The sequence below is a fragment of the Roseitranquillus sediminis genome (genome assembly GCF_016918935.1).
Taxonomy (GTDB): Bacteria; Pseudomonadota; Alphaproteobacteria; order Rhodobacterales; family Rhodobacteraceae; genus Roseitranquillus; species Roseitranquillus sediminis.
The window spans coordinates 91,478-103,266 of sequence record NZ_JAFFOB010000008.1; the positions used below are offsets into that span (position 1 = coordinate 91,478).

Annotated in this window: 10 protein-coding genes; 4 read left to right on the forward strand and 6 right to left on the reverse strand. The window is 70.3% G+C overall.

The genetic code is table 11. The features are described from left to right. Positions 1 to 40: 40 nt before the first annotated feature. Both JM664_RS05275 and JM664_RS05280 read right to left on the reverse strand, forming a co-directional pair. Entirely contained in the window at positions 41 to 946 is a 906-nt protein-coding gene (locus JM664_RS05275; protein ID WP_227418873.1) for a glycosyltransferase family 2 protein, read from the reverse strand. A 37-nt stretch (positions 947 to 983) separates the two neighbouring features. Continuing rightward, the gene (locus JM664_RS05280) at positions 984 to 1,898 is read right to left on the reverse strand and encodes a glycosyltransferase (protein ID WP_227418874.1); all 915 of its coding nucleotides are present in this window, start codon (positions 1,896 to 1,898) and stop codon (positions 984 to 986) included. A gap of 230 nt (positions 1,899 to 2,128) precedes the next feature. Here JM664_RS05280 and JM664_RS05285 point away from each other — a divergent pair, with 230 nt between their 5' ends. Continuing rightward, the gene (locus tag JM664_RS05285; protein ID WP_227418875.1) at positions 2,129 to 3,118 is read left to right on the forward strand and encodes a hypothetical protein; all 990 of its coding nucleotides are present in this window, start codon (positions 2,129 to 2,131) and stop codon (positions 3,116 to 3,118) included. Positions 3,119 to 3,164: 46 nt separating this feature from the next. Here the strand turns inward: JM664_RS05285 and JM664_RS05290 are convergent, their stop codons facing one another. Beyond that, positions 3,165 to 4,295, reverse strand: a complete 1,131-nt coding sequence (locus JM664_RS05290; RefSeq protein ID WP_227418885.1) for a glycosyltransferase family 4 protein — start codon at positions 4,293 to 4,295, stop codon at positions 3,165 to 3,167. An 8-nt stretch (positions 4,296 to 4,303) separates the two neighbouring features. Beyond that, complete coding sequence (locus tag JM664_RS05295) at positions 4,304 to 5,803, reverse strand: O-antigen ligase family protein (RefSeq protein WP_227418876.1); 1,500 nt, start codon at positions 5,801 to 5,803, stop codon at positions 4,304 to 4,306. 255 nt (positions 5,804 to 6,058) lie between these two features. Here JM664_RS05295 and JM664_RS05300 point away from each other — a divergent pair, with 255 nt between their 5' ends. Continuing rightward, entirely contained in the window at positions 6,059 to 7,873 is a 1,815-nt protein-coding gene (locus JM664_RS05300) for an ABC transporter ATP-binding protein (protein WP_227418877.1), read from the forward strand. Between the two features lie 60 nt (positions 7,874 to 7,933). Here JM664_RS05300 and JM664_RS05305 read toward each other — a convergent pair whose 3' ends face one another. Then, on the reverse strand, positions 7,934 to 8,767 hold the full coding sequence (locus JM664_RS05305) for a LicD family protein (protein ID WP_227418878.1): 834 nt from the start codon (positions 8,765 to 8,767) through the stop codon (positions 7,934 to 7,936). Positions 8,768 to 8,882: 115 nt separating this feature from the next. Then, complete coding sequence (locus JM664_RS05310; protein WP_227418879.1) at positions 8,883 to 10,808, reverse strand: hypothetical protein; 1,926 nt, start codon at positions 10,806 to 10,808, stop codon at positions 8,883 to 8,885. Positions 10,809 to 10,979: 171 nt separating this feature from the next. On the opposite strand from JM664_RS05310, the gene JM664_RS05315 reads away from it, so the two are divergent. Beyond that, complete coding sequence (locus tag JM664_RS05315; RefSeq protein ID WP_227418880.1) at positions 10,980 to 11,240, forward strand: spike base protein, RCAP_Rcc01079 family; 261 nt, start codon at positions 10,980 to 10,982, stop codon at positions 11,238 to 11,240. Then, a partial coding sequence (locus JM664_RS05320; RefSeq protein WP_227418881.1) for a hypothetical protein occupies positions 11,234 to 11,789 on the forward strand: 556 nt, incomplete at its 3' end. The genes JM664_RS05315 and JM664_RS05320, both read left to right, overlap by 7 nt.

Here is an 11,789-nt window from a genome sequence, read left to right on the forward strand (position 1 = left end):
CAAGGGGCCGGGCAGGGGCATCGGCTCCTGCCCGGGCCGCTCAGGCCCGCGCGCCCTTGGCGCGCCGCCGGCGGCGCAGCTCGATCCGGAACCTGATCCGCTCGTAGGCGAGCCGCACGTCGTCGCCGAAGCGCGGCATCGGGATCGGCCGCATCAGATCCTCGCGCTGGATGAAGCGGCCGTCGCCGGCGTCGTGGCAGAGCTGGTCCGCGGGCACCACGCGCTCCCGCCAGTCCGCCTCGGCCGAGGATTGCGCCGCCTCGCCCTTCAGCCGCCGCCCCCAGTCGGCCGAGGCCTCGTGCCGGAAGCCGGCGCCGGTCCTGGCCACCGCGCGGCGGTTCTCGATCCGCTTCTGGATCTGCTCCGGCGAGCGGTACTGGTAGTGCTTGAGCCAGATCCGCCAGGGAAAGACGGGCGTGCCGGAGGCGTTGCCGTTGATCCAGTTGCCGGGCCCGAGCGTGCGGGCGAAGCGCGGCTCGGAATGGTTGTTCATGTAGTAGCGCAGCCGCTCCTCGACCGGGACGTCGGCGGCGTACTTCTCGGGCGCGGCCTCCCAGGCCGCGAGGTCGCGGTCGGTGAAGTAGAACTGGAAGCTCGCGCCATAGACGAGCTGGTAGTGCGCCGGCACCCGGGTCAGGAAGTTGAACGGGTGGTCGATGTAGATCTCGTCGGCGTCGAGCTTGCACCACCAGTCCCCGGGCGCGAGGTCGTCGCGCACCGCCTCCAGCACCTCGGCGCGGAGCTGGTTGGCATAGGGCGCGTCGTCCTGCCGGAACGGGATCACCGCCTCGTGGGTCCGGCCCAGCTCGCGGACGATCTCCCACGAGCCGTCCGTGCTGCCGTTGTCGTAGACGTAGATCCGGTCGCACCAGCGGGCCGCGCTGCGGAGCGTGTCGCCGACGACGTCGGCCTCGTTCTTCACCAGCATCACGCCGTGTATGCGCATCGATCGGTCCCGGTTGCTGCTGCTGCCGGTCAGGGGCCTAGCCGAACAGCCGTCTCGTGACCATGCGGAAGTTCAGGTAGGCCGAGCGCATCCAGAGGGTTGGGTCGCGCGGCTGCACCCGGCGCGCCTTCTCGATCGCCTGGTGCGCCTCGGCCACCCGGCCCAGCCGGCGGTGCGCCCCGGCCAGGGTGCGGTACTGCTGCGCCAGGAGGCCCGGCATCCGCGAAAGCTGGGGCTGGTGCTTCTCGATGATCTGCTCGAGCGCCAGCGTGCGGCGGGCCTGGTCGCGGGTGATCGAGTTCGACGAGAAGCGCTGCAGCACCAGCGGCTCGTCGACGAAGGCGAAGGGCCCGCGCTCCGCGAGGCGCAGCACCAGGTCCCAGTCGACCAGCGCCGGCAGGTTCTCGTCGAAGCCGCCGATCCGTTCCAGCTCGTCGCGGCGCACCACCAGCATCTGCGTGCTGACGAGGCTGGTCCTGAGCAGGGTGGGCAGGATGTCGCCCTCGACCGCCTCGATCTCGGGGCCGGGGAAGTAGCGCACCTTGGTGCGGCCCGGTCCGTTCACCATCACGCCGCCGACGATGATCATGCCGCAATAGGCGGCGATCCACGGCGTCTCGCGCGTCTCCGAGAGGCGCGCCATCTGCCGGGCGAGCTTTTCCGGCATCCACTCGTCATCGCTGTCCTGGAAGGCGACCCACGCGCCCCGCGCCTCGGCGATGCCGACGTTGCGCGCCCCCGACGGGCCCATGTTGCGCGGGGTGGAGAGCACCCGCACCCGCGGATCGTCCACCGCGCGCACCACCGCGAGCGTGTCGTCGGTCGAACAATCGTCGACGACGAGCAGCTCGAAGTCCGTCCAGGTCTGGCGCAGCACGCTGTCGACCGCGTCGCGGATCGCGTGGACGCGGTTGAAGGCGGGCAGCACGACGGAGACCGCGGGGGTGCTCATGACAGGCTCACAGGCCCGCTTGTCCGCAAGACGGCAGCTCGTTCACGATCCGGATCATCCTCACCCGACAGCTTAGTGTATCGACTATAAGCGAAAACCCGCCAAGGAAATGCAAGCCGGCCTCCGGTCTACGTGACGTCCGTCTAGCGGGCGCGGGTTAGGCAGTCGTTGACAAGGTCGTGCCGACCTCGGCAAGCGGCATCCGCGGGGGCCGGCCGAAGGAGGTGGCGGTGAAAGTCCAGGAAATGCGGCGCCGGCTGGGGCGCGCCCGTGACCGGCTGCTCCACGGCCGGCGCAACCGCCGGCTTGCCGAGGCGGCGGTGGCGGCGCGGACCGGCTGGATCGTCGAGGCCGCGCGCGCGCTGACGCCGCTGCCCGAGCCGGCGGAGGTCGAGGCCGAGGTGCATACGCTCTGCGGCGAGGGCCAGGCGGCGATGGGGATCTGGGCGGGCTGGAGCATGATGCGCTTCCTGCCGCGGGCGCGGCTGGTGCTGCATTCCGACGGGACACTGACGGCGGAGACGATCGCCCTCTGGCGGCGCCTGATGCCGGGGACGCGGGTGCTGTCGCCCGAGGAGAGCGAGGCGGCCGTCGCGGCGCGGCTCGCCGCCTTTCCGCACGTGCTGGACTGGACCCGGCGCTATCACTTCGGCTCGAAGCTCGGCGCCTTCTACGCCGCCGCGGAAACGCCGCGCCTGGTGGACATGGACAGCGACGTGCTGGTGCTGGACGACCCCGTGGCGGTGCGCGCGTGCCTGGCCTCGGAGAGCTGGCGCATGGCGTGGAACCGCGACGCGCGGCCCTGCTACGCCTATCCCGAGGCGCTCCTGCGCGAGGTCGTGGGCGCGCGCGTCGGGCCGCTGCCCGACCGGCTGAACGGCGGCTTCATGGTGGCCTGGCGCCTCAATGACGAAGACTGGGCCTTCCTCGACGCGGCGCTTGCCGCGCTCGCGGCCGATCCGCGCACCGATCCGCTGCGCTACTGGATGCACCAGACGCTGTTCGCGCTGCTGGCCTCGACGCAAGGGGAGGCGGCGCGGCCGCTGCCGCCCGCCTACGACATCCACATGGGGGCCACGCGGGCTGGGGCGGCGGCGCGCCATTACGTCGGCGATCCGGGCGTGCGGCCGCGCTTCTTCACCGAGGGCGTGCCTGCGGTCATCCGCGACGCCCGCGCCCGCGGGCAGCTGCCGGACGATTTCTGCGCGGGCCTCGTCTAGCGGTCCAGCCGGGATACCGGACCTCCGGGACGCGGCCGGACGACCTTCAGGCCAGGGCGGGGCCGGCGGCGAAGCGCTCGGCGAGCTGGGCCGCGCGCGCGCCGCCGACGCGGGTCCAGTCGTAGCGGGACACGGCCGCGCGGGCGCGGGCGCCCCAGTCGGCGCGGGCCTCGGCCGAGCGGTGCAGCCCGAGGAGCGCCTCGAGGAACGCTTCCCGGTCCTGCGGGTCGATCACGGTGATGCAGTCCTGCTCGGCGCCGATCCGGCCGGCGCCGGGCGCCGAGGCGACGATCGCCAGCCCGTGCAGCGCCGCCTCGTAGGTCACGAGCGGGTCGCCCTCCTCGAGCGAGGGGAACACCATGACGTCGGACGCTGCGTAGTGCGGGGCGACGTCGCGGGTGAAGCCCACCGCCTCGATCCGGTCCGAGGAGAGCAGGTCGGCGTAGCGCGTGGCGATCACCGGCTCGATGCGGCCGACGATGCGCAGCCGCGCGTCCGAGGGCATCCGCGGCCAGACGTCGAGCAGGTGGTGCGCCCCCTTCCGCACGCAGAAATAGCCGCAGAAGACGTAGGTGACGCCGCCCGGCCGCGCCGCGCGGGGCGGCAGCGGCTGCGCGGTGTCCACGCCGTAGCTCGAGGCGAGGTAGCGGTGCTCGAGCGGCGAGCCGCGCAGCGCCGCCTCGACGCCCGGGCTCGGCGCGAAGATGGTGTCGGCGAGGGCGAACTTGGCCTCTTCCTCGACGATGCGCGCCTCGGTGATGCCGTGCGCGGGGGCCGCGCCGAAGTTCTCGTAGGCCGCGTCGAGCACCTCCCTGGCGCGGGCCATGCGGGTGTTGATGCCCTCGAGCACGATCGGCACGCCGCGGCGGGCGAGCCGCTCGTGCAGGTCGAGCGACACGCTGGGCCAGAGCCATGCGACGTCGCCGGGACGGATCCGCGAGAGATACCAGCGCTCGAGCGCGCGCGAGGCCGGCGTGTGGATCACCCGGTAGGGCAGGCGCGACAGCGGCCCCCCAAGCAGCGCCTGCACGCCCGGAGAGCGCTCGCCCATGCGGTACCTGTTGACCAGCAGGTCGATATCGGCGCCGCTCCGGCGTGCGCCCTCGACCAGGCGGGCGCAGGTGAAGCTCGGCCCGATGCCGTCGGCAGCCATGGGGAGCAGCGTCCGGATCCCCATACCCACGGTTACCTGGACCGATCGCGGTGCAGGTTGCGGCGATATGGGAGCCAGCGGTCGCCGGAGGCCGAGGCGCTTCTGGCAGGCCGCGAATCCCGCGGCTCGCGCTCCACCGTCCGGACCGATGGCCCGCGACGCTCCTGTGGCGCCAGCTCGCGGCGTATCTTCGGAGCCTTTCCGGGTGCAGGTCCCGCAGGCCGCGCCGCGGGATCGGGCGGGTCAGCGGCAGGTTCCGGTTCCGGGCGAGCCACCTCGGCGAACCAGACCCCGATGCCCAGGAAGCACATCGAATAGACGCTGACCGCACCCCAGATGTGGACGGTCGCGAGGGTGAAGCAGAGGCCGATGAAAGCAATCATGAAGCCCGTCCGGTAGCGCGCCTCGAGCGGGGGCAGCGGTCCGGCGGAGACGGTTCGGCGTGTCAGCAGGATGAAGGCTCCTACGAGGAAGCCGATGCCGGGCAGGCCGTGCCGCATCGCGATCACCAGCCAGAAGTTGTCGACGGAGCTGGTAAGCCAGCCAGGCCGCTCCCAGTCGCCGCCGAGGAGGCCCATGCCGAGGATCGGATTCCGCATCACCTCGGCGGTGCCGTAGTTCCATTGGTGGATTCGGGTCCAGCCGGTGCCGGGGCTGAAGGTCAGCTCCTCGATGAAGATGAGGATCGGTCCCCGGTTCGAGAGGACACTGAGCGCGACGTAGGCGACGACGAAGAGAAGAGCCAGCAGCTTCCACTTCGAGCGGGTGATCCAGTCCCAGAGCATCAGGTAGAACTGGATCATCACCGACAGAAGCGCGCCCGACGAGAGCGACATGAAGACCATGCCCGCGACGAAGGCGAAGCGGCCGAGGGCGCCGGCGATTCGGTCGCGCCAGATGTAGAAGGTCGTGGCGGCGGCGAGCGAGCAGTAGAGGCCGTAGAGGATCGGGTGGTCGAAGCCGGTGCTGACCCGTTGCAGGCCCCAGCGCGGGCGGGAGCTGCCGCCGCGGTACTTGGCGTCGCCGAAGATGCTCAGGATGTCGGACCAGATCTGCCGGTTGGTCAGGTGGTCGATGAGCGCGAAGGGGGCCAGGAACAGCATCGTGCCGAGCTGGATCTGGAAGAACAGCTTGAAGTCCGTGGCGTTGCGGATCAGGCACCGCCCCACGAGGTAGCCGCCGAGCAGCTCGACCGTCGAGATGCCGGAATAGGCGAAGCGGGACATGCCGTTGTTCACCAGCAGCGTGACGTACATCCAGACGCAGAAGAGCATCATGCAGATGTCGACGCCGTTCAGTCGCCCGACCTGCCCGGAGACCAGGCGCACGAAGAGCGGCACGAACGCGAGCAGCAGGAAGATCCGGAGCGGGGTGAGGCGCAGCCCGACGACGTCGACCGAGACCGGCATGATCATCGTGACGAAGAAGACGACCATCAGCCCCGCCGAGGTCGCGGCGACGACCGGCCGGTGCCAGTCGCGGGAGGCGCCGGTGCGCGGAGCGTCGACCTCGTGAGTTGCGGCGTGTGTCATCCGTGCTCAAACCGTTGATGGCCGCCCTGGGTCCGGCTCCACTATCGTCTCACATGCGATGAAGTGGCATGTTCGCTCAAGTGGAAGGCGAGATTTCGTCGAGATACTTTAAGAAAGTCAGAACCAGATCATCCTATCACGTTCGCGAGGCGGCCGGGTCCGGCGGCCCCTTTCGCGATTGCGCCTCTGCCCCCTCGGGTGAGACAAGGGCGCGTTGGTGCCGGTGCGAAAAGGCCACATGGCCGGAGGCTGTTCTTGATCGACGTCTACCGAAAGCTCCTCGACCTCCTCGAAGGGCGCGAGCGCGTGTACTTCTTCCTGCTGCTCGGGCTGATCCTGGTCATGGGGGTGTTCGATCTCATCGGCGTGGCCGCGATCCTGCCGTTCCTCGCCGTGGTCGCCGACCCCGACGTGATCGAGCGGAACCGGACCATGGGGGTGATCTACGAGACGCTGGATCCCGCCAATCATCAGGAGTTCCTGGTGATGCTGGGGGTGCTGGTCTTCGTGGCGATCATCGTCAGCCTGGCGGTGAAGCTGGTCACCGTCTACGCGATCGCCCGCTTCAGCCAGATGCGGCGGCACCATCTGAGCACGCGGCTGATCGCGGCCTACCTGCGCCAGCCCTACGTCTGGTTTCTCAGGCAGCACACCGCCGACCTCGGCAAGCAGGCGCTGCAGGAGGTCGGCGAGGTGATCAACAGCGCGATGTCCCCGGCGATGAAGGTGCTGGCGCAGATCGTCTCGCTGATCTTCCTGGTGGCGTTCCTGGTGCTGGTCGATCCGGTGGTCGCGCTGGCCTCGGTGCTCGTGGTCGGCGGCATCTACCTGGCGATCTTCGCCGGCGTCCGGGGCATGCTCCTGAGGTTCGGGCGCATCCGCTACGAGGCGAACACGCAGCGCTTCCGCATCAGCTCGGAGATGATGGGCGGGATCAAGGAGGTGAAGCTCGGCGGCCTCGAGAACCACTATCTCGGCCGGTTCCAGGTGCCGTCGCGGCGGCTGGCGCAGACAGCGGTCAAGAGCAGCGTGATCAACGAGGTGCCGCGCTACATCCTTGAGGCGACCACCTTCGGTGGCATGGTCGTGCTGGTGCTCTTCGTGCTGATGCGCGAGGGTGGCGACCTCACCAGCGCCATCCCCACGCTCGGCCTCTTCGCGCTGGCGGGGGTGCGGATGTTCCCGGCGATCCAGCGGGTCTACAGCTCGTTCGGCACCCTCAGGGGCGCGACGCCGGCGCTCGACGCGGTGCGGAACAACCTCGTCTCCCTCCGCGCGACGGGCGAGCCGCTGCGCGACGGCAGCATCATCCCGCCGATGCCGCTCCGGCACCGGCTGGAGATGCGCGGCATCCGCTACGCCTATCCCGGCGGAACCGACCGGGCCGTGCTGCGGGGGGTCGACATGTTGATCGAGGCGCGCACCACCATCGGCATCGTCGGCGGCACCGGCGCCGGAAAGACGACGCTCGTCGACCTGGTCCTGGGACTGCTGACGCCCGACGCGGGCGAGATTCGTGTCGACGGCACCGCGATCACGCCGGAGACGCGGCGCGCCTGGCAGAACAACCTCGGCTACGTGCCGCAGCAGATCTACCTGGTGGACGACACGGTCGCCGCCAACATCGCCTTCGGCATCGAGGCGCGCAAGATCGACCATGCCGCGGTCGAGCGCGCGGCCCGGCTGGCCGAGCTGCACGACTTCGTGGTGAACGAGCTGCCCGAGGGCTATGCGACCAAGGTCGGCGAGCGCGGCGTGCGCCTGTCGGGCGGCCAGCGCCAGCGGATCGGGATCGCGCGGGCGCTCTACCACGATCCGGGCGTGCTGATCCTCGACGAGGCGACGAGCGCGCTCGACAACCTCACCGAGCGGGCGGTGATGGACGCGGTGCGCAATCTCGGCCACGACAAGACGATCATCATGATCGCGCACCGCCTGAGCACCGTGAGGGGCTGCGACCGGATCTTCCTGATGGAGCACGGCGAGGTGGCGGCCAGCGGCACCTACGACGAGCTCATCGCCGGGAGCCAGACCTTCCGCGAGATGGCGCTGGTGGGCGTCGGCGGCTGAACAAGGGCGGGAAGCGGCGGCATCCGGCGTGATGCCCGCCGCCTCGGGAGGCAAGGCGCCCTAGGCCTCGACGAGGCGTGCAGCCCGGAAGCGCTCGAGGGTCTCCGCGTCGATCAGCTTCAGCTGCGTCCTCGACTTCGGGAAGACGAGGTGGCTCTTCTTGTTCCAGCCGCCCTTTCCGGCCGGATCGGGATCGCGCCAGCCGTCACCGTATTCCTCGAGGACGTACTCCCGCCAGTTGCGCGGAATGAGGACCTCGGCGCCGGCATAGACTGCCTTCTCGGTGTCCACGAACTGCTCCGCGCGGTGGATCTCGACGCCATAGGCAGTGTTCATCGTCCGCCACTTCCGGCAGAGCATGCGTCCGAGCGCCCGGTGCAGCGGTCCCGGCGTCACCGCCCGCGCCGCCGTCAGGACCCGCGCGAGCAGGACCGACCTGCGCCGGACCTGCGAGTACGTGCCGAACCGTCCGAAGTGGAGGAAATCGGCGAGCTCCCAAACGAGCGCGGCCTTCCTGTCGAAACTCTTGTGGATCTCGCGGAAGACGTAGCCCTCGTTCGCGTCGAAGAACTTGACGTCGATCGGCAGCGACCGGCGCCGGAGCGTCACCATGTTCTTGCGGCGCAGCGTGACCGGATCGAACCGCTCGCGGATGTCGAAGCCTCGGCGCCTCAGCTCCGGGATTGCCCTGTCGAAGGCGTCCCTGTCCGTGGCCATCAGGCCGAAGTCGATGTCCCGGTCTCCGGGAAGCGTGTCCTGATGGAGGATGCACCCCAGCATCGCGCCGCTCATCAGCCACGGCGCGAGATCGACGGTGCGCAGCGCCGCGTAGAGGTTGTCGATATCCGACTTCTTGTCCTCCGCGGCGTGGGAGGAATGGGGGTCACTCGTCATGTCGTGTCTTACCTTCACATGGCCGGCCGCCTGACGCGGACTGCCGATCCCGTTTGTAACGGAAACATGACAGATGCCCGGCCGCCAGACAACGGCGGCCGTGGAGCCCGCGGGGCTAGCTCCAGGGAAAGCGGTAGAAGTCGAAGCGGTGGCGCTTGAGCATCTGCCACGACCATTCGTCATGCCAGCGGCGCTGCCAGCCGGGCCAAGGCTCCTGGCGGCGCGAGCCGGTCACGGGGTTGTAGAGCGCCTGCTTGCCGCCGCGGAACCGCCAGGGGTCGTAGGCGCCGTTCATGATCTCCATGAAGCGGATGTGGTAGTCGAAGTAGGCGTCGTGCCCCCAGGCGTCCTGCAGGCCCATAGCGAGCGCCGCCAGCGTCTGGCCGTGCATCGCGTTGTGGGTGGCGACGAGGCGGTAGGGATGCCCGGTCCACGAGGCGCTGGCCTTCTCGGGTTCGCGGCGTCCGCGCCATTCCGGCGTGCCGATCATGGCCGGCGGGTAGGGCTGCTGCGGCCGCCGGTCCTCGTAGGAGGGGTCCCAGTCCGGACCGTTCGTCGCCTCCACATGCTCGGGGGCGATGTGGAAGGTCATCTCGTCTTCCTGAAATCCTGCACCCGGGGGCGTCTGGCGCACCACGTGGCGCATCTCGTCTACGTCGAGCAGGTGGCCGGCGAACATGATCGAGAACTTGCGTCCCGAATTATGTCCGCCGCTGCCGCGCCACGGCTGGAAGCCCTGCTCGCGCGCGCTGCGGAACACGCCGTAGCGGTCGATGCCGCGCTGCACGAGGCCCAGGACCAGCCTGAGCTTGTGCGCGTCGGGCATCGCCGAGTTGACCCAGACGTAGGGCGCCGCCTCGTCGTGGCAGAGGCCGCGGCCGTAGTGCGGCGGATGCTTGTCGGCCCTGAGGAAGTCCCGGTTCCAGTTCGGCACCGGGTCCATGGCGAAGCGGGCGAAGCGTGCCTCGAGCTCGGCCAGCGGCGGCATCAGGTCGGCGGCGTGGATCTCGAGCCGCGCGAGCCGGGACAAGTCGATGTCGCCGAGCCGGTGGAGCGGCTTTTCCGACCCGGAATAGGGGGGGCGGAAGGCGTCGGCGGGCGGCGTCTCGGCCAGGCAGGTCAGGACCACGAACCGATCGAGGGAGCGCTTTGACTCTTCGGCCGACGGGTCGCTGACGGCGACCACCAGACTGTCGCCCGGCTCGAGGCGGAGCGGCAGGCGGAGGCCCGCGTTCAGCGCCGGGTCGTACTTCTTGCGGGCGATGCTGTCGAAGCCGAAGGTGCGGCCGCATGGTGGGTTCACCATGGCGCCGTTGACCTCGCGGCCGCCGGGCAGTCGCGCTGGGCCGGGATCGTAGCCCAGCAGTGTCACCGGCCCCACCACGAACGGATCGCCCGCGCCGGCGGCACCGGTGATGAAGGCGCCGGTCTCGGCGGCGTCGGCGAAGCGGAAGGTGACGCCGTCGGCGACGAGCTCCGAGGTCCGGCGGGTCTGCGCGAGGTCTTCCCCGGCCTCGCCCTCGATCGCGACCCGGAACACCAGGTGATCGGCGCCGCCCGAGTTGCGGGCGGTCACCACCACGTCCTCGCCCTCGGTCGGGCGGTCGGTGGGGACGAAGACCTCGCCCGTCCGCGGGTCGGCCGTGGCGCCCGCGCCTTCTGCGGTGAAGCGGAGCGCCCGGCCGGCGAAGGCGTGCGCGGCGGGCACGACCTGAAGGCCGGTGCCGGCGTCGAAGACGTCGTCGAGGACGAGTGGCTTGGCCACCGGCGCCGCGCAGGTCACGCGGACGGGCTCCGTCTCGGCGAGGCTCTCGCCGCCGGGGCCGCTGGCGCGCACCCGGACGCTCAGCGCCGCGCCGTCGTCCTCGTCAGCGGGGGTGTAGGCGGACCCGGTGGCGCCGGCGATGGGATCCCCGTCGCGGCACCATTGCAGCGCGATCGCCGTCGCGCCCTCCCACAGGCCGGGATCGACCGCGAGCGGGCGGTCGAGGCGCGCTCCGGATCCGAGGCGCGGAGCGAGGAGCGGTCTGGGTGGCGTCATGCCGGGAACCTCCGGTTTCGGGAGTGCTAGCGCACCGGGTGCGGATGATCCACGGGGGCCGGACGGTCGCTTAAAAAACCGTGAACACGGCTTTCCTATCGTCGCGCTTCAAAGGCGTCCGGCCCCTTCGGACCGGAACGCCCAGACGCTTCCATCCTCAGGAGATGCCGAATGTCCGATCCGTTCAAGCGATTCCAGAGCGGCCTCGAGAGTCCCGCCACTCGCGTGATCGAGATCCAGCCTCATGACGACGAGGACCTGGCGCTGGTGTCGCGCGCGCTCAACGTGGCCGAACCCGGTTCGGTGCGCGTGACCACGGCGGCCGGAGACGTCGCGTCCGTCTTCGTCGCCGCGGGCATCACCTTTCCGATCCGTGTGTCGCGGATCTGGGCCACCGGGACGACCGCCACCGGGATCACGGTCCTATGCTGATCTCGATTGGTATTGGACTGAGCGCCTCCACCCAGGGCAAGGGAGGTCCCAAGAAGCCGGGCCCGAAGGTCGATCCGATCGTCCAGGCGACGGCACCGCGGCTCGACGCGCTCGACGACGGCATGCCGCTCGGGGAAGCTTACGTGCCGGGCACCTACAGCCACGGCTCGGGCCCGGCGACGGTGGTCGCGCACGACTTCGCCCCCGCGCACGAGCGGGCGGTGGGCGGCACGAGCTACACCGTCACCGAGACGGTGCGCGCGGCGGACGGCCTGGAGCAGCGGTTCACGTCAGCGGCCACGATCGCCCGGCATCCGATCACCGGGACCGAGAGTCCTCGCCTCGGCGTACTGGCGGAGCAGCAGAGCCCGGAGGCGGCCTTCACCGCCGGGGTCTATTCGCACCCGTCCGGGATCGCCGGGACGGCGACGGTCTATCTGGTGGACGGATCGCCTGCCGAGGCCGGCTTCGTCCTGTCGGCGGGGCAGACGGTCCAAGCCAGGCAGGACGTGACGGCGAGCGACGGTACGAGCGCGTCGTTCTGGACCG